At 69.3% G+C, this 16,480-nt stretch carries 16 protein-coding genes and 2 tRNA genes; 13 read left to right on the top strand and 5 right to left on the bottom strand.

The annotated features are described in order from the left end of the window. Positions 1 to 51: 51 nt before the first annotated feature. Positions 52 to 963 carry a M48 family metallopeptidase gene (locus ACFC06_RS25550; protein ID WP_375937323.1) on the bottom strand — a complete coding sequence of 304 codons (912 nt, stop codon included), beginning with the start codon at positions 961 to 963 and terminating at the stop codon, positions 52 to 54. A 192-nt stretch (positions 964 to 1,155) separates the two neighbouring features. On the opposite strand from ACFC06_RS25550, the gene ACFC06_RS25545 reads away from it, so the two are divergent. The 3 genes from ACFC06_RS25545 to ACFC06_RS25535 are packed head-to-tail and all read left to right on the top strand — an operon-like array spanning position 1,156 to position 3,031. Then, positions 1,156 to 1,629, top strand: a complete 474-nt coding sequence (locus ACFC06_RS25545) for a ribose-5-phosphate isomerase (protein ID WP_278262917.1) — start codon at positions 1,156 to 1,158, stop codon at positions 1,627 to 1,629. Between the two features lie 9 nt (positions 1,630 to 1,638). Continuing rightward, the gene (locus tag ACFC06_RS25540) at positions 1,639 to 2,442 is read left to right on the top strand and encodes an Fpg/Nei family DNA glycosylase (protein ID WP_375936697.1); all 804 of its coding nucleotides are present in this window, start codon (positions 1,639 to 1,641) and stop codon (positions 2,440 to 2,442) included. A 34-nt stretch (positions 2,443 to 2,476) separates the two neighbouring features. Further along, positions 2,477 to 3,031, top strand: a complete 555-nt coding sequence (locus ACFC06_RS25535; protein ID WP_375936694.1) for a hypothetical protein — start codon at positions 2,477 to 2,479, stop codon at positions 3,029 to 3,031. Positions 3,032 to 3,085: 54 nt separating this feature from the next. Here ACFC06_RS25535 and ACFC06_RS25530 read toward each other — a convergent pair whose 3' ends face one another. Next, positions 3,086 to 4,042 (bottom strand): GGDEF domain-containing protein, encoded by a 957-nt coding sequence (locus ACFC06_RS25530; protein WP_336083159.1) that lies wholly within the window; start codon positions 4,040 to 4,042, stop codon positions 3,086 to 3,088. Positions 4,043 to 4,683: 641 nt separating this feature from the next. On the opposite strand from ACFC06_RS25530, the gene ACFC06_RS25525 reads away from it, so the two are divergent. The 4 genes from ACFC06_RS25525 (at position 4,684) to ACFC06_RS25510 (ending at position 7,056) form a co-directional block, all read left to right on the top strand. Next, positions 4,684 to 4,754: transfer RNA gene (locus tag ACFC06_RS25525), tRNA-Gly, on the top strand. A gap of 42 nt (positions 4,755 to 4,796) precedes the next feature. Continuing rightward, a tRNA-Pro gene (locus ACFC06_RS25520) sits at positions 4,797 to 4,873 on the top strand. 36 nt (positions 4,874 to 4,909) lie between these two features. Continuing rightward, positions 4,910 to 5,662 (top strand): SDR family oxidoreductase, encoded by a 753-nt coding sequence (locus tag ACFC06_RS25515; RefSeq protein WP_375936690.1) that lies wholly within the window; start codon positions 4,910 to 4,912, stop codon positions 5,660 to 5,662. 86 nt (positions 5,663 to 5,748) lie between these two features. Next, the gene (locus ACFC06_RS25510; RefSeq protein WP_375936687.1) at positions 5,749 to 7,056 is read left to right on the top strand and encodes a GDSL-type esterase/lipase family protein; all 1,308 of its coding nucleotides are present in this window, start codon (positions 5,749 to 5,751) and stop codon (positions 7,054 to 7,056) included. A gap of 3 nt (positions 7,057 to 7,059) precedes the next feature. Here ACFC06_RS25510 and ACFC06_RS25505 read toward each other — a convergent pair whose 3' ends face one another. Further along, positions 7,060 to 7,419 carry a hypothetical protein gene (locus tag ACFC06_RS25505; RefSeq protein ID WP_375936684.1) on the bottom strand — a complete coding sequence of 120 codons (360 nt, stop codon included), beginning with the start codon at positions 7,417 to 7,419 and terminating at the stop codon, positions 7,060 to 7,062. 159 nt (positions 7,420 to 7,578) lie between these two features. On the opposite strand from ACFC06_RS25505, the gene ACFC06_RS25500 reads away from it, so the two are divergent. Then, the gene (locus ACFC06_RS25500; protein WP_375936680.1) at positions 7,579 to 7,983 is read left to right on the top strand and encodes a DUF1801 domain-containing protein; all 405 of its coding nucleotides are present in this window, start codon (positions 7,579 to 7,581) and stop codon (positions 7,981 to 7,983) included. Here ACFC06_RS25500 and ACFC06_RS25495 read toward each other — a convergent pair. Next, positions 7,980 to 8,783 carry a metallophosphoesterase gene (locus ACFC06_RS25495; RefSeq protein WP_375936677.1) on the bottom strand — a complete coding sequence of 268 codons (804 nt, stop codon included), beginning with the start codon at positions 8,781 to 8,783 and terminating at the stop codon, positions 7,980 to 7,982. The genes ACFC06_RS25500 and ACFC06_RS25495 overlap by 4 nt on opposite strands. A 45-nt stretch (positions 8,784 to 8,828) precedes the next feature. Then, entirely contained in the window at positions 8,829 to 11,297 is a 2,469-nt protein-coding gene (locus ACFC06_RS25490) for a phosphoketolase (RefSeq protein WP_375936674.1), read from the bottom strand. A gap of 169 nt (positions 11,298 to 11,466) precedes the next feature. On the opposite strand from ACFC06_RS25490, the gene ACFC06_RS25485 reads away from it, so the two are divergent. The 5 genes from ACFC06_RS25485 (at position 11,467) to clpX (ending at position 16,480) form a co-directional block, all read left to right on the top strand. Then, complete coding sequence (locus ACFC06_RS25485; protein ID WP_375936671.1) at positions 11,467 to 12,015, top strand: FKBP-type peptidyl-prolyl cis-trans isomerase; 549 nt, start codon at positions 11,467 to 11,469, stop codon at positions 12,013 to 12,015. 139 nt (positions 12,016 to 12,154) lie between these two features. Next, positions 12,155 to 13,513 carry a trigger factor gene (gene tig / locus ACFC06_RS25480; RefSeq protein ID WP_375936668.1) on the top strand — a complete coding sequence of 453 codons (1,359 nt, stop codon included), beginning with the start codon at positions 12,155 to 12,157 and terminating at the stop codon, positions 13,511 to 13,513. Positions 13,514 to 13,675: 162 nt separating this feature from the next. After that, positions 13,676 to 14,251, top strand: a complete 576-nt coding sequence (locus ACFC06_RS25475; RefSeq protein WP_110039492.1) for an ATP-dependent Clp protease proteolytic subunit — start codon at positions 13,676 to 13,678, stop codon at positions 14,249 to 14,251. A gap of 43 nt (positions 14,252 to 14,294) precedes the next feature. Continuing rightward, on the top strand, positions 14,295 to 14,957 hold the full coding sequence (locus ACFC06_RS25470) for an ATP-dependent Clp protease proteolytic subunit (protein WP_375936665.1): 663 nt from the start codon (positions 14,295 to 14,297) through the stop codon (positions 14,955 to 14,957). A gap of 242 nt (positions 14,958 to 15,199) precedes the next feature. Beyond that, positions 15,200 to 16,480, top strand: a complete 1,281-nt coding sequence (clpX, locus tag ACFC06_RS25465; RefSeq protein WP_375936662.1) for an ATP-dependent Clp protease ATP-binding subunit ClpX — start codon at positions 15,200 to 15,202, stop codon at positions 16,478 to 16,480.

Below are 16,480 nucleotides of genomic sequence, written 5' to 3'. Positions count from 1 at the left end.
GCGCGGCGGATCCCTCCTCGAGGTCGGGATGTGCGGGGCCAGGAGGGCGCCTCAGACCGGTTCTGGTGGGAGGGCCCGGGTCTTGGTGGTCAGTGGATAGCCGCCCGGGGGCGGGATCATGCCGGGGTGGGGTGGTTTCGGGCGCCAGAACATCGGGCCCGCCTTGCTGCGGTCGCGTAGGGCCCACATGCGCCAGGTGAGGACGGGGTGGCTGGCCATGGCGTTGACCAGCCAGACGAAGCCGCCCTTCTCCAGGGCGGCGCGGTCGGCCATCTCGTCGAAGCCGACCTCGGCGTTGAGGTACTTGCCCGCCGCGAGGGTGGCCATCGCGCCGGGGGCGCCCTGCGGACGGTTGCAGAAGCCGTGGTTGTCGGCGGTGTACTCCTGGGCGCGGATCAGGGAGGAGCCCAGGATCGGCAGCCACGGCGCGACGAACATGCCCAGCTGCCGCCAGTAGGAGACGTGACCGGCCGCGATGTGGCCGACCTCGTGGCCGATGATGAAGGCCAGCGCGTCGGGATCGCGGGCGGCGCCGCCGATCTCGAACAGGTCGCTGTAGACCACCACGAACCGGCGGAAACCGTGGCCGGAGGCGAAGGCGTTGATCTGGCCGTTGCCCAGGATCACGTACGCGTCGGGCACCTTGCGCATCCCGAACCGGGCGGCCGCCTCCTGCACCATCCGGTACCCCTCCGGGAACTGGCTGGGCGACATCTTCACGCCGTTGATCCGCTGGGTCGCGTAGTTCATGCCACGCCCGGCCCACAGCAGGATCGGCGCGAACAACAGCAGCAGCACGTACGGGCTGGTCAGCACCGAGCCGACCTCCTGGCCCTGGTCGTCGACCAGCGGCCCGGCCACCGCCTCGATCAGCAGCATCAGTAGCACCAGCAGGTAGGCGACCGAGGTCAGCATGATCACCACCACCAGCAGCGGGATCTCCCACGGATGCCGCGCGGGCATCCCGTACGGGGACAACCCGCGTGGCTGGTGCTGCGGCGGGATCGGCGGGCCCGGTGGGTGATAGCCGGGGAAGGGTGCGTAGCCGCCGGTCGGCTGGGCCACCGGCGGCGGTGGAGGACCTGCCGAAGGCGGGGAATGCGGTTCGTGCGGGTGCATGAAAACGACTCTAAGCGGCCTGACACAATCGCAGCCATGCGCGTTTACCTGGGTGCCGACCATGCCGGTTTCGAACTGAAGAATCACGTCAAGGCCCATCTGCAGGAGGCCGGACACGAGGTCGTCGATTGCGGCGCCCTCGAATACGACGCTCTCGACGACTACCCCGCCTTCTGCATCGAGGCCGCGCGCCGCACGGTCGCCGACCCGGGCAGCCTCGGGCTGGTCTTCGGCGGCAGCGGCAACGGCGAGCAGATCGCCGCCAACAAGGTCCCCGGCGCCCGCTGCGCGCTGGCCTGGAGCGTGGAGACGGCCAAGCTGGCGCGCGAGCACAACAACGCCCAGCTGATCGGCATCGGCGGCCGCATGCACACCACCGAGGAAGCCCTCGCCATCGTCGACGCGTTCCTGGGTCAGGCCTGGTCGGAGGAGCCGCGCCACCAGCGCCGCATCGACATCCTGGCCGACTACGAGAAGTCCGGCGAGGCCCCCGCGGTTCCCGCCTACTGAGCAAGGGACTTGCCTGAAGGACACACCCTCCACCGGATCGCCGGTCTGCATCAGCAGCGGTTCTCCGGTGGGGTGGTGCGGGTTTCGAGTCCGCAGGGGCGCTTCGCCGACGGCGCGGCGCTGGTGGACGGGCGGGTGCTCGAGCGGGCCGAAGCGGTCGGCAAGCACCTGCTGCATCACTACGAGGCGGGCCTGACCGTGCATGTGCACCTCGGGCTGTACGGCACGTTCAGCGAATCCGGGCTGCCGATGGGCGCGCCGGTCGGGCAGGTGCGGATGCGGATGATCGGCGCCGCCACCGAATTCGGCACCGACCTGCGCGGCCCCACCGCGTGCGAGGTCATGAACCCGGCCGAGGTGGACGCGCTGATCGCCCGGCTCGGCGCCGACCCGCTACGCCCCGACGCCGACCACGAGCGCGCGGGCGCGCGAATCCGCCGCTCCCGCAGGGCGATCGGCGCGCTGCTCATGGATCAGGGGCTGATCGCCGGGGTCGGCAATGTGTACCGCGCGGAAGTGCTGTTCCGGCACGGGATCTCGCCGTACCGGCCCGGCACGTCGATCTCCGCCGAGGAGTGGGACGCGCTGTGGGCCGACCTGGTCGAGCTCATGCCGATCGGTGTGGCGACCGGGCGTATGCACGTCGTCCGGCCCGAACACGACACCGGCGCACCGTCCTACGCGCAGGACCGTCCCCGCACCTACGTCTACCGGCGCCAGGGCGAGCCGTGCCGCGTCTGCGGAACACCGATCGCCCACGCGGTCATGGAGGGCCGAAACCTCTTCTGGTGCCCCACCTGTCAGCCACGCTGAGCGCACATCGACGGGATCGGTTGTGCCGGTAGGGATGTCCGCGTCCGCCGCCGGCGCGGGCGCGCTGTGCCATCATGTCGGCATGAGTTATCGGGGGAACATCAACGCGGGTCGTCCGGCGTACACACCGCACCAGCACGGGGCCACGGGGGACAGCCGCTATCCGTCGCCGCGGGTGCTGCGCAATGGAATCGCCAATGTCATCGACATCTTGGTGGCTCTCGGGACGGTCGTGGCCGTCTTTCTGGCAGTCCTGCTCACGCAGCGCGATCGGCTGAGCGATATCTATCTGCCGACCGTTGTGGGTGCGGCTGTTCTGCTGTTCGTCGTCACGCTGGCCAATGGGGTCCTACTCCCCGGCATCTGCGGCTCGACCATCGGTCAGCTGGCCACGGGTCTGGTCTGGATCCGTGGCGCCGACGGAACCTGGCCGAGCGCCACCGAACTGCGGCGGGCCTTCTTCAAGCACAGTGGCGCTTTTCGGATGGGTGGGGTCCAGCAGTATGCCCCGGAGCTGGCGGTGGTGCGTCGCCGCGACCTCGCGGCTCCCGCGATAGCCGCCGACCACGCGGCCTACACCGAACACTGACACCCACCGGAATAGGTTGAGCCGGACCGCGAAGTGCAGGCTTCGCGATCCGACTCAGCCCGCGACCGCCGTTCCCAGTTCGGGGTCGCCCGATTCGGCGAGGGCGAAACGCCGCCCGCCCGCGGATTTCGCCGAATACATCGCGCGGTCGGCGCGACGCAGCAGGTCGGTGAAATCGCACGTCTTTCCCGGCGCGCAGAACGCCGTGCCCACACTCGCCGACACCGGGACCGGGCCCGCGCTCGACCACACCGGGTCGCGCAGCGCCGCGACCACGCGGTGCGCCAGTTCGCCGAGGGTGTCGCGCCGCGGATTGGCCGCGACGACGAACTCGTCGCCGCCGTAGCGGCAGATCACCGTCTCCGGCGGGCACACCTCGCGCAGCCGGTTGGCCAGCTCGACGAGGACCTCGTCCCCGATCGCGTGCCCGTAGCCGTCGTTGATCTGCTTGAACCGGTCCAGGTCGACCACCAGCACGCCGACGCCACGGGTGGGGTCGGCCGCGAAGGCGCGGACCCGTTCCTGCAGCAGCGTGCGGTTGGCCAGGTCGGTGAGGGCGTCGTGGGTCGCCTCGTGGCGCAAGCGGTGCTGCAGCGCGGCGATCTCCTGGACGCGCAGCGACACTTTCGCCGAGATGTTCTGTTCCTGTTGCGCGAGCGCCCGTTCCTGCAGCGCCTGCGCGTAGCTGTCGATGGCCTGGCTGGCGACCAGCGGCCAGCGGGTGGCCACCAGCGAGCCGGGCACGCCGGAGGGGAAGCCGAGCAGCCAGCGGGTGGCGTGCGCCAGCATCCTGGTTCGTTCGAAGGGCGCCTCGGCCAGCCGGGCACCCAGCATCCGTGCCTGTGGCACCGGGAACGGTTCGGTCCTGGCCAGGTGCAGCAGGCGCTCGACGATCTCGACGAGAACCGGCTCCAGCTGGTGCGGCGCCGTGGACGATCCGGGTTCGGCACACACCGCGCGGGCCCAGGCGCGGGCCATCGCGGCGACCGGTGGCTCGATGTGGACAGTCATCGACATCACCGGCGGTCGGTGGCGACGGACATGCCACCTCGCTCGTTCGCACTGCTACGCGGTTGAGTCCACCGAGTTCGGTACACGCTCACCGCCCCCTTTCCAGATACCCCCGTCCGGCAAAAAGGATCCTAGCAAGCCACCCGAGACCGAAAAGTCGCGTTCTAGCACGCGTTACAGTCTCTCGCGAATGGCGATCGGGTATGACATCGCTGCAGCCGCTCTGGCGTTACACAGTTTCCGAAGAAATTTTCAGAGCACCCGAATGTGCAGCGTATAGCCCTGTTCTGGGTGGTGGACGTTGGGTCGCCATGGGTCCCTCCTCGCCGGGTCGCGCGCACTCTCATGGTGGCCTACTCGCCGCCCAGACGCGAGGTTTTCAAGGAAAATCATCCTGTTTAATCCCCCGGCGGAGCCGGCTCCGGTTTCCCGACGGCGCGCACCAACCATCGTGTCCGCGAAGAGGATTCGTAGCTAGGGTCATTAGGCCCTAATCGGGCATAGCGTCCGTGCCTGCGGGTACTCGTGCCGGGCGCGCGCCGCGGAGGGGGCCGGGGGGCCGGATTGGCATTTACCGCGCGGGGTTCGGTACAGTCGTGGCGCACACGACATCGTGGCGATCCCATCGATGTCGTATGCCTGCGGGTGTAGTTCAATGGTAGAACCTCAGCCTTCCAAGCTGATGGTGCGGGTTCGATTCCCGTCACCCGCTCAAACACGAATTTCCCTCGTCGGCGATCCCGCCCCGAGGCCTCGGGGTGTAGCGCAGCTTGGTAGCGCATCCGCTTTGGGAGCGGAGGGTCGCAGGTTCAAATCCTGTCACCCCGACCATCACCATCCGCCCAGCTCAGGGTCGTAGGAGATCGCATGACTGCCAGGGTCGCTGTTGTCACCGGAGCCGCGCGGGGTATCGGCGCCGCCGTCGCCCTCCGCCTCGCCGCCGACGGTTACGCCGTCGCCGTGCTCGATCTGGACGAGGCGGCCTGCGCGGGCACCGTCGCCGCGATCGAGGCCGCCGGGGGCAGTGCCCTCGCGGTGGGCGCGGATGTCAGCGACGAGGCCGCCGTCGCCGCCGCCGTCGAGCGGATCGCCACCGAACTGGGCGCGCCGGTCGCGCTGGTCAACAACGCGGGCGTGCTGCGCGACAACCTGCTGTTCAAGATGTCGGTCGCCGACTGGGACACCGTCATGAACGTGCACCTGCGCGGCGCCTTCCTGATGACGCGCGCGGTGCAGAAGTACATGGTCGAGGCGGGCTTCGGCCGCATCGTCAACCTGTCGAGCACCTCGGCGCTGGGCAATCGCGGCCAGGCCAACTACTCTGCCGCCAAGGCGGGCATGCAGGGCTTCACCAAGACCCTCGCCTTTGAACTGGGCAAGTTCGGTGTCACCGCCAACGCGATCGCCCCCGGCTTCATCGAGACCGAGATGACCGCGGCCACCGCGGCCCGCGTCGGCGCCGATTTCGAGGCGTTCAAGGCCGCGGCCGCCACGCAGATCCCGGTCGCCCGGGTCGGCAAGCCCGAGGACATCGCCCATGCCGCCTCGTTCTTCGCGAGCGAAGGCGCCGGGTTCGTCTCCGGCCAGGTCCTCTACGTGGCCGGCGGCCCGAAGGACTGATCCACCCCCGCGCGAGGGATTTTCGCGTTTCCCGGACAGCCCGGCCCGGCTCTTCTTACTGTGACCATCGGTAACGGTTCGCGGTGGTGGGAGTCGGTGTGCTGGGTAAGTGGTCCGTGGTCGTCGGTGCGTCGGTTCTGCTGACGGCGGTGCTCGCCCCCGGTGGGTCCTCGGCGGCGCCGCCGGGATGCGGTGACGCCGGCTGGGTCGGCAGCTGGATGGCCGCACCCTCGGATTCCTTCGGCGCGGTCGACCCGGGGCTGGTGCCACAGCTGTCGGTCTCGGATCAGACCTATCGGGTCGTGATCACCCCGCACCTCGGTGGCTCGGAACTGCGCGTACACCTGACCAATCGCACCCGGCCGCTGCCGATGGACGTGGCCCGGGTGACGGTCGCGACCTCGGCGGGCGGTGCGGCGGTGCGCCCCGAATCGCTGCGGGAGGTGACCTTCGGCGGCAGGACGGGCGTGACCCTGGCCCCGGGTGCCGACCTGGTGAGCGACCCGGTGGACCTGACCGTCGACGGGTTCACGCCGCTGGCGGTGAGCGTGCACCTGCCCGGATTCGCGGTGCTGCCGACCGAACACTTCAACGGCAATGCCACCAGTTACTACAGCCTGCCGTTCGCCGGTGACAGCACCGCCGAGCCCGTCGGCGAGCGGCTGCCGCTGCGGACCACCGCCGTGCCGCTGGTGTCGGGGCTGGATGTGCTGGCGCCCGGGGCGGCGGGGGCGATCGTCGCGTTCGGCGACTCGATCACCGACGGATACGTCTCGGCCAACTTCCTCGGGACACCGCAGGACGCGGGCGTCGTGGACCGGAATGTGCGCTACCCGGACTTCCTGCAGCGGCGGCTCGACGCGGCGGGCAAGCCGTTCGCGGTGCTCAACGCGGGGATCTCGGGCAACCGGGTGACCCGCGACGGGTTCATCCCGCAATTCGGTCCCGCGGCGGTGAGCCGGGTCGACCAGGACGTGATCGGCAAGGCCGGGGTCACCGACGTGATCGTGCTCGAGGGCATCAACGATCTGGGCATCCCGATCGGCGCGAGCTACGAGCAGATCGTCGCCGGTTACACGACGCTGATCGAACGGCTGCACGCCGCCGGGCTGACGGTGCACCTCGGCACCATCCTGCCCGCGAGCAATGCCCTCGCCGACGGCATGCTCACGCTCCCGTACTCGAATCCGGTGCGGCAGCGGATCAATGCCTGGATCCGGACGCAGAACCTGTCCGACAGCGTGGTGGATTTCGATGCGGCGCTGCGCGATCCGGCGAACCCGGACGTGCTCGATCCGCGCTTCGCCGGACCGGACAATCTGCATCCGAACGCGGCGGGATATCAGGCGATGGCCGCGGCGATCGACCTCGACGTCTTCGTGGGCTGCCGGTAGCGCTCAGGCGCAGCCGAAGCGGAAGTCGGCGCCCACCTCGGTGCCCGCGGCCACCTCGAGCCGGGCCGGTGCCCGGTCGTTGAGGCCGCAGCCGCCGGGCACTGTCGTCACCCGCGCCTCGTAGCAGCCGATCGGCAGGGCCACCGTGGCGCTGCCGTCCTTGCCGCTGACCAGGGTGGCGACCACCTGATCGGTGCCGCACGCGGTGACGGTGATCTCCGCGCGGTTCACCGGAATCGGCTCCAGGCCGGTGATCGCGCGGACGGTCAGGGTGCCCGAGCCGGGCGGCGCCGGATCGGCGGCCGCGGCACCGGCCACCGCCAGCGGACCGAGCGCGATCAGTGCGAGCAACGTACGGCGCATGAACCTCTCCTCACCAGCGAGTCGGGTCGTCCGGTGGTGATGGTAGGCGCCCGTCGCCCGGTCATGGCCGGTCCCGCGCCGGAGAACGCGTCGACGATTCGATGACGATCGCGGGCGCGGTGCGACGTCGACGGTGCCCGCGTGTGTCACCATCGGTCGGTGAGCTACGTCGTCGATCCGCGCGTCGATGCCTACATCGACGCGCTCCCGACCTGGCAGCAGGCGATCTGCCGCCAGGTGCGCGAGGTCGTCCATGCCATCGATCCGGCGGTCGAGGAAACGGTGAAGCGCCGGGTGCAGCCGTATTTCGTGCTCGACGGCAATATCTGCGCCCTGCTGGCCGCGAAGACGCACGTCAACATCTTCCTCTACGACGGCGCCATCGTGCCCGACCCCGACCACATCATCACCGGTGGCCACGACAACAAGACCGCGCGCACGGTCGCGGTCTACGAGGGGCAGACACTGAACGAACGCGCGCTGCGCACCATGCTGCAGCAGATCGTGGCCGACAACCGCGCCGGCGGCTGGCGCAAGATCAAGAAGGACCGCGGCGAGCTCTAACCGGTGGCGGGGGAGATCCCGGCCCGTTCGCTCCAGACCTGTTCGGCGGGCACCGACACGGTGGTCCGTTCCGGATAGCTCAGCGCCGACAGCGCGCCACCGAAGACGGCACCGGTGTCCAGGCACAGCGTGTTGTTGACCCAGCGCAGCGTGGTCGCGGGGGTGTGGCCGTAGGCGACCGTGGCGGCGCCGCGATAGTCCTCGGCCCAGTCGTAGCGCACCGGCAGGCCGTGCGCGTCGACCTCGCCGGTCGGGGCACCGTAGATCGCGAAGGCGCGGGCGCGCCCGGACCTGCTGCCGTGCAGGCTCTCCGGCAGACCGGCGTGCGCGACCACCAGGCGGCCGCCGTCGAGCAGATAGTGGCCGGGCAGGTCGCACAGGAAATCCTGTGCGGCGGAACGGAATTCCGGTTCCTCGTCGGCCAGCTGGGCCAGCGAGCGTTCCAGTCCGTGGGCGACGCGGACCGCGCGGCCGTCGAGGGCGCGGATGAGCTTGAACTCGTGGTTGCCCATCACGCATAGCGCCCGCCCGGCGGCGGACATGCCCATGACCAGGCGCAGGACACCGGGAGTGTCGGGGCCGCGGTCGACCAGATCGCCGACGAACACCGCGGTGCGCCCGTCGGGATGCACGGCGTCGACCGCGCGGCCCGCCGCGTCGCGCGCGATCTCGTAGCCGAGGGCGCCGAGCAGGGACTCGAGTTCGCTCCGGCAGCCGTGCACGTCGCCGATCACGTCGAACGGCCCGGTCAGGTCACGGCGATCGCGGGGGAGAGGGTCGGGGCGGCGGGGCTCGGTCATCGTCGCTCCATCGTGGCCCGGACCCCGACGCCGCCGCAAGCGGGTTCACCGCGCGGTGGGCACTCCCGGCTCGGGCCAGACCCAGTTCGCCACCACGGGGATGTCCTCGCCGTGCTCCCTGGTCCAGGTGCGCGCGATCAGCCGGGCGTCGACCATCTCCGCGCGCAGCCCGGCCGCACGCTCGCGCAGGCCGGGGACGCGGTCGATCACGTCGATGACCAGGTGGAACCGGTCCAGGTCGTTGAGCATCACCATGTCGAACGGGGTGGTGGTCGTGCCCTTCTCCTTGTAGCCGCGCACGTGCAGTTCGGCGTGGTTGGTGCGGCGGTAGGTGAGCCGGTGCACCAGCCACGGGTAGCCGTGGAAGGCGAAGATCACCGGGCGGTCGCGGGTGAACAGCGTGTCGAAGGTCGCATCGGGCAGGCCGTGCGGATGCTCGCCCGCGGGCAGCAGGCGCATCAGGTCGACCACATTGATCACCCGGATCCGCAAGTCGGGCAGGCGATCCCGCAGGATCGCGGCGGCGGCCAGGATCTCCAGGGTGGGGATGTCGCCCGCGCAGGCCAGCACCACGTCCGGCACCGTGCCGGGATCGTCGTTGTGGCCCGCCCACGGCCAGATGCCCACCCCGCGCGCGCAGTGCAGCGCGGCCTCGTCCACCGAGAGCCAGTCGGGCCCCGGCTGCTTGCCCGCGACCACCACATTGGCGTAGTGCAGCGAGCGCAGGCAGTGGTCGTAGGTGGACAGCAGGGTGTTGGCGTCCGGCGGCAGGTACACCCGCACGATTTCGGGACTCTTGTTGGCGACCACGTCGAGGAAGCCGGGGTCCTGGTGGGTGAAACCGTTGTGGTCCTGGCGCCAGACATGGGAGGTGAGCAGGTAGTTCAGGCTGGGGATGCGGCGGCGCCACGGCACCGCCAGACTCGCGTCGAGCCACTTGGCGTGCTGGTTGAACATGGCGTCGACGATGTGGATGAACGCCTCGTAGCAGGTGAACACGCCGTGGCGGCCGGTCAGCAGATAGCCCTCGAGCAGGCCCTGGCACAGATGCTCGGAGAGCACCTCGAGCGCGCGGCCGGTGGGGCTCAGCGCCACGTCCCAGCGGCCGACCTCGGCCTGCCAGTCGCGACCGGTCACCTCCAGGATGTCCTGGAGGCGGTTGCTGGCCAGCTCGTCGGGGGCCATGGTCAGGAAGTTGTGCGGATTGCGCGCGGTGACATCGCGCAGCCAGCCGCCGAGCACCCGGGTGGCCTCGTGCACGCCCTGGCCGGGCTGTTCGACGCGGACGCCGTACTCGCGCCAGTCCGGCAGGTCCAGCGCGCGCACCAGCAGGCCGCCGTTGGCCACCGGGTTCAGGCTCATCGGCGCCTCGGGGACCTGGTCGAGCACGATCGCGCGGGGGCGGCCGTGCTCGTCGAACAGCTCGTCGGGGCGGTAGGAACGCAGCCACTGCTCGAGGACCTCGCGGTGCCGGGCGTCGGTGCGGGCGGCGGGCAACGGCACCTGGTGGGCGCGGAAGGTGCCCTCGACACGTTCGCCGTCGACCACCGGCGGGCAGGTCCAGCCCTTCGGGGTGTGCAGCACGATCATCGGCAAGCGCGGGCGGGTGGTGTCGCCGTGCTCGCGGGCGGCGCGCTGGAAACCGGCGATGCGGTCGAGGCAGGTGTCCAGGGCGGTGGCCATGGCCTGGTGGACGGGCGCGGGATCGTCACCGGAGACGATCAGCGGCTCGTAGCCGTAGCCGCGCAGCAGCTCGACCAGCTCGCTCTCGGGGATGCGGGCCAGGATGGTCGGGTTGGCGATCTTGTACTCGTTGAGCGCCAGGATCGGGATCACCGCACCGTCGCGGGCGGCGTTGAGGAATTTGTTCGCGTGCCAGCTGGCCGCGAGCGGGCCGGTCTCGGCCTCGCCGTCACCGATCACGCAGAACACGGTGAGATCGGGATTGTCCAGGGCCGCGCCGTAGGCGTGCAGCAGGCTGTAGCCCAGTTCGCCGCCCTCGTGGAACGAGCCGGGCGTCTCGGGCGCGCAGTGGCTGGGCACCCCGCCGGGGAAGGAGAACTGGTGGAACAGCCTGCCCATGCCCTGGATGTCGCGGGGGATGTCGGGATACAGCACGGTGTAGGCGTCCTCGAGCCAGGCGCACGCGTTCGGCCCCGGACCGCCGTGACCGGGCCCCGCGACGAACACCGCGTCGAGCCCGCGCCGCCGGATCTGCCGATTCGCGTGCGCCCACACCAGATTCAGGCCCGGCACCGTGCCGAAATGCCCGAGCAGACGTGGCTTGATGTCGGTGGGTTCCAGCGGGGTGCGCAGCAGCGGATTGCGCATCAGATAGATCTGGCCGACCGCCAGATAGTTCGCCGCGCGCCACCACGCGTCCACCGCGACCAGCTCGTCGCGGTCCAGGGGACCCGGCGCGTCGCCGAGCACATACGGAGTCGGGGCGACGGTCTCGCCCTCGCCGCCGTCCACATTGTCGGCCGCGGTATCGATATCGCTGGTCTGGCTCATCGCGGGGCTCTCCTCGCGCTCGGCTGTGCCGCAGCGCCGTGCGCGCCGCCGGGGGACCTGCCGGGTGCCGCGCCGACCCTGCGCGGCACCCGGGTGGAGAAACGCAGCACCGAGCCTACCGCCGTGCCGGGTCGGCGCGCCGTACGCGCGGTCTATTACTGTGCGGGCCATGCATTCTCTCGGCAGGATCATCGGCATCGGACTCGTCGCGGCGGCCGCGGTCACCACCGCGGCCTGCGGCTCGGACTCGGAGTCGACCGGCTCGGCGCAGACCAGCGTCACCGCGGGCGGCACGCAGAGCAAGGGCCGTGAGTGCACGGCCGAGGACGTGAAGGTCGAGGGCGGCTACGGCGACGCCCCGCAGATCACCATCCCCGACGACTGCGATCCGCCCAAGACGCTGATCATCAAGGACCTCGTGCCCGGCAACGGGGCGGGCGCGGTGGCCGGACAGCCGCTGACCATGAACTACGCGCTGGTCACCTGGTCGGACAAGCAGACCCTCGACAGCTCGTTCCAGCGCGGCAAGCCCTTCCAGCTGACGCTGGGCGCGGGCCAGGTCATCGAGGGCTGGGACCAGGGTCTGCTCGGTGTGCAGCAGGGTGCGCGCCGGCTGCTGATCGTGCCGCCGGACCTCGGCTACGGCGCGGGCGGCAACGGCGTCCCGCCGAACGAGACGCTGGTCTTCGTCACCGACGCGGTGCAGGTCGGGCGCTAGCGCGCCGGTCGGGCAACCGCCGATTGCACGACCGCGAGGGCGGTCAACTACCCTGGTCGGGATGCGTACGCCGCACCCGGTCCCGGGGGCGACGTCCCATGCGGGGACACCACTGAACTACGAACCAAGGAGCATGTCCGTGAAGAGCACCGTCGAGCAGCTGAGCCCGACCCGGGTCCGGATCAACGTCGAGGTGCCCTTCGAGGAGCTGAAGCCCGACTTCGACAAGGCGTACAAGGCGCTGGCCCAGCAGGTCAAGATCCCCGGCTTCCGTCCCGGCAAGGCCCCGGCCAAGCTGATCGAGACCCGCGTCGGCCGCGGTGCCGTGCTCGAGCAGGTCGTCAACGACGCGCTGCCGGGCCGCTACGCCGAGGCCGTGCAGACCGCCGAGGTGAAGGTCATCGGCCAGCCCGAGATCGAGATCACCAAGATCGAGGACGGCGAAGAGCTGGCGTTCACCGCCGAGGTCGACGTGCGTCCCGAGATCACCCTGCCCGACTACTCGGGCATCGAGGTGACCGTCGATTCCTTCACCATCGAGGACGCCGACATCGAGCAGCAGCTCACCTCGCTGCGTCAGCGCTTCGGCACCCTCACCGGTGTCGAGCGCGCCGTGCAGGACGGCGACTTCGTCTCGATCGACCTCTCGGCCACCGTCGACGGCGAAGACGTCCCCGAGGCGGCCACCACCGGCCTGTCGCACGAGGTCGGTTCGGGTCAGCTGATCGAGGGCCTGGACGAGGCCGTCACCGGCCTGAAGGCCGGCGAGTCCAAGGAGTTCACCTCCACCCTGGTGGCCGGTGAGCACGCGGGCAAGGAAGCCGTCATCACCGTGACCGTGCAGACGGTCAAGGAGCGCGAGCTGCCCGAGGCCGACGACGAGTTCGCCCAGCTGGCCAGCGAATTCGACACCATCGACGAGCTCAAGGAAGACCTGAAGGGCCGCGTCGAGCGCGTCAAGAAGGTCGAGCAGGCCGGTCAGATCCGCGACAAGGTGCTCGAGACCCTGCTCGAGACCGTCGAGGTGCCGCTGCCCGAGGCCGTGGTCAAGGCCGAGGTCGACGCGGTGCTGCACGACGCCGTGCACGGCTTCGACCACGACGAGGCCAAGCTGGCCGAGGCGCTCGAGGCGCAGGGCTCCTCCCGCGAGGAGTTCGACAAGGACACCCAGGAAGCCGCCGAGAAGTCGGTGAAGACCCAGCTGCTGCTCGACGCCATCGCCGAGGCCGACAACACCCAGGTCGGCCAGCAGGAGCTGACCGAGCGGATCCTGTTCCAGGCCCAGCGTTACGGCATGTCGCCGGAGCAGTTCATCCAGCAGGTGCAGCAGGCGGGCCAGCTCGGCGCGGTCTTCGCCGACGTGCGCCGCGGCAAGGCGCTGGCCGGTGTGGTGACCCAGGTGAAGGTCACCGACTCCGAGGGCAACACCGTCGACACCGCCGAGATGTTCGGCGACGCCGACGATTCGGCCGAGGCCGTCGAGGCGGCTGCCGAATAAGTCTGGTAGGCGTGATTTGATTGCGCTGTGAGCGAAGAAGGGCGGTACCGGGAGTTCGGTGCCGCCCTGCTTCGTTAGTGTTTGAGACGACGAACCGTATGGCCGTTAGCAATCGGTGAGAAGAGAAGGCAGGTATCCGTGACAATCAACCAGGCAGGGGTCATGACAGCCGCTACTGCTGGTCTCAACCTCAGTGATTCCGTGTACGAGCGGCTGCTGCGCGAGCGCATCATCTTCCTTGGCACCCAGGTCGACGACGACATCGCGAACAAGCTGTGCGCGCAGATCCTGCTGCTCTCGGCCGAGGATCCGACCAAGGACATCTCCCTCTACATCAACTCGCCCGGTGGCTCGGTCACCGCGGGTATGGCGATCTACGACACCATGCAGTTCGCCGAATGCGACATCAAGACCGTCGCGATGGGTCTGGCCGCCTCGATGGGGCAGTTCCTGCTGACCGCGGGCACCCCGGGCAAGCGTTTCGCGCTGCCGCACACCCGGATCATGATGCACCAGCCGTCGGCGGGGATCGGTGGTTCGGCCGCCGACATCGCGATCATGGCCGAGCAGTTCGCGCACACCAAGCGTGAGCTCAACGAGCTGCAGGCGCAGCACACCGGCAAGTCCGTCGAGCAGGTCACCGAGGACGCGGACCGCGACCGCTGGTTCACGGCGAAGGAAGCCCTGGAGTACGGCTTCATCGACCACGTGGTCGCCCACGCGAACCAGGCGAAGTAGCGCCACCGCGCCCCACCCACTCGAGACAAGCTTGGAGACAAAGATGGCCAATCTGATCGACCCGCGCGGCCTCGGTGGCGCTGCCGCCGCCACCCCGCAGTCGCGCTATATCCTGCCGCAGTTCACCGAGCAGACGTCGTTCGGTATCAAGACCTCGGACCCGTACAACAAGCTGTTCGAGGAGCGCATCATCTTCCTGGGCAACCAGGTCGACGACGTCTCGGCCAACGACATCATGGCGCAGCTGCTGGTGCTGGAGTCCCAGGACCCCGACCGCGACATCACCATGTACATCAACTCGCCCGGTGGCTCGTTCACCGCGCTGATGGCGATCTACGACACCATGCAGTACGTGCGCCCCGACGTGGTGACCGTCTGCCTCGGCCAGGCCGCCTCGGCCGCCGCGGTGCTGCTGGCCGCGGGCGCCCCCGGCAAGCGCGCCGCGCTGCCCAACGCCCGCGTGCTGATCCACCAGCCGTCCTCGGGCGGGGTGCAGGGTCAGGTGTCCGACCTCGAGATCGCCGCGGCGGAGATCGAGCGGATGCGCCGCCTGATGGAGGTGACCCTCGCGCGCCACACCGGCCGGACCGAGGAGCAGATCCGCAAGGACACCGACCGCGACAAGATCCTCACCGCCGAAGAGGCCAAGGATTACGGCATCGTGGACCAGGTCTTCGACTACCGGAAGCTCAGCGGTCAGAAGTGACACGCCCGGGCCCGTCGCCGTATCTGGGCGGCGGGCCCACCTTTTTCCCGCGGGTCGGCTCACAATGGTGAGAACCCGCACAACAGCGAACAGAAACATGCGCGAGTTGTCGACCTCATTCGCGCACAGCAGGTACGGTCGACTCAGGGACCACTGCTCTGATTGACGGCACCGAAAACGAACTTTTTGGCCCAATCGGGGGACGACGGTCGCACTCGGACAAGGAAGTAGGGACCTACGAGATGGCGCGCATCGGAGACGGCGGCGATCTGCTCAAGTGCTCGTTCTGCGGAAAGAGCCAGAAGCAGGTCAAGAAGCTCATTGCGGGCCCCGGGGTCTATATCTGCGACGAGTGCATCGATCTCTGCAACGAGATCATCGAGGAGGAGCTCGCCGAGTCGAGCGAGGTCAAGCTCGACGAGCTGCCCAAGCCCTCGGAGATCCGGGACTTCCTGGAGAACTACGTCATCGGCCAGGACACGGCCAAGCGCACGCTCGCGGTGGCGGTCTACAACCACTACAAGCGCATCCAGGCCGGCGACAAGGGCCGCGACAGCCGTGGTGAGACCGTGGAGCTGGCCAAGTCCAACATCCTGATGCTGGGCCCCACCGGCTGCGGTAAGACCTACCTCGCGCAGACCCTGGCCAAGATGCTGAACGTGCCGTTCGCCATCGCCGACGCCACCGCGCTCACCGAGGCGGGCTACGTGGGCGAGGACGTCGAGAACATCCTGCTCAAGCTCATCCAGGCCGCCGACTACGACGTCAAGCGCGCCGAGACCGGCATCATCTACATCGACGAGGTCGACAAGATCGCCCGCAAGAGCGAGAACCCCTCGATCACCCGTGACGTCTCCGGCGAGGGCGTGCAGCAGGCGTTGCTGAAGATTCTGGAAGGCACCCAGGCGAGTGTGCCGCCGCAGGGCGGTCGCAAGCACCCGCACCAGGAGTTCATCCAGATCGACACCACCAATGTGCTGTTCATCGTGGCGGGCGCGTTCGCGGGCCTGGAGAAGATCATCTCCGACCGCACCGGCCACCGCGGGATCGGCTTCGGCGCCGAGGTCCGCTCCAAGGTGGAGGTCGACACCGACGACCACTTCGCCGACGTGATGCCCGAGGACCTGATCAAGTTCGGCCTGATCCCCGAGTTCATCGGCCGCCTGCCGGTCGTCGCCTCGGTGACCAACCTGGACAAGGAATCCCTGGTCAAGATCCTGTCGGAGCCGAAGAACGCGCTGGTCAAGCAGTATGTGCGGCTCTTCGAGATGGACGGGGTCGACCTCGAGTTCACCGATGACGCGCTCGAGGCCATCGCCGACCAGGCGATCCTGCGCGGCACCGGCGCCCGCGGCCTGCGCGCCATCCTCGAAGAGGTGCTGCAGCTGGCGATGTTCGACATCCCCAGCCGCGACGATGTCGCCAAGGTGGTCGTGAACGCCGACACCGTCAACGACAACGTCCTGCCCACCATCGTGCCGCGCAAGGCGCAGCGCACCGAGCGTCGCGAGAAGTCCGCCTAG

Origin of the sequence: Nocardia sp. NPDC056064 (assembly GCF_042266925.1) — a bacterium.
In the GTDB taxonomy this organism is placed as follows: Bacteria; Actinomycetota; Actinomycetes; order Mycobacteriales; family Mycobacteriaceae; genus Nocardia.
Note: the sequence above shows the minus strand (reverse complement) of the source record. Positions and strands in the feature narration are given on the sequence as shown.

Bases quoted from the DNA above. Each gene is read 5' to 3' on its own strand.
- ACFC06_RS25490 (WP_375936674.1), bottom strand. From the start codon at position 11,297: ATGAGCCAGACCAGCGATATCGATACCGCGGCCGACAATGTGGACGGC.
- ACFC06_RS25545 (WP_278262917.1), top strand. From the start codon at position 1,156: ATGCGCGTTTACCTGGGTGCCGACCATGCCGGTTTCGAACTGAAGAAT.
- ACFC06_RS25550 (WP_375937323.1), bottom strand. From the start codon at position 963: ATGCCCGCGCGGCATCCGTGGGAGATCCCGCTGCTGGTGGTGGTGATC.
- ACFC06_RS25515 (WP_375936690.1), top strand. From the start codon at position 4,910: ATGACTGCCAGGGTCGCTGTTGTCACCGGAGCCGCGCGGGGTATCGGC.
- ACFC06_RS25495 (WP_375936677.1), bottom strand. From the start codon at position 8,783: ATGACCGAGCCCCGCCGCCCCGACCCTCTCCCCCGCGATCGCCGTGAC.
- ACFC06_RS25535 (WP_375936694.1), top strand. From the start codon at position 2,477: ATGTCCGCGTCCGCCGCCGGCGCGGGCGCGCTGTGCCATCATGTCGGC.
- ACFC06_RS25530 (WP_336083159.1), bottom strand. From the start codon at position 4,042: ATGACTGTCCACATCGAGCCACCGGTCGCCGCGATGGCCCGCGCCTGG.
- ACFC06_RS25485 (WP_375936671.1), top strand. From the start codon at position 11,467: ATGCATTCTCTCGGCAGGATCATCGGCATCGGACTCGTCGCGGCGGCC.
- ACFC06_RS25505 (WP_375936684.1), bottom strand. From the start codon at position 7,419: ATGCGCCGTACGTTGCTCGCACTGATCGCGCTCGGTCCGCTGGCGGTG.
- ACFC06_RS25475 (WP_110039492.1), top strand. From the start codon at position 13,676: ATGACAGCCGCTACTGCTGGTCTCAACCTCAGTGATTCCGTGTACGAG.
- ACFC06_RS25470 (WP_375936665.1), top strand. From the start codon at position 14,295: ATGGCCAATCTGATCGACCCGCGCGGCCTCGGTGGCGCTGCCGCCGCC.
- clpX (WP_375936662.1), top strand. From the start codon at position 15,200: ATGGCGCGCATCGGAGACGGCGGCGATCTGCTCAAGTGCTCGTTCTGC.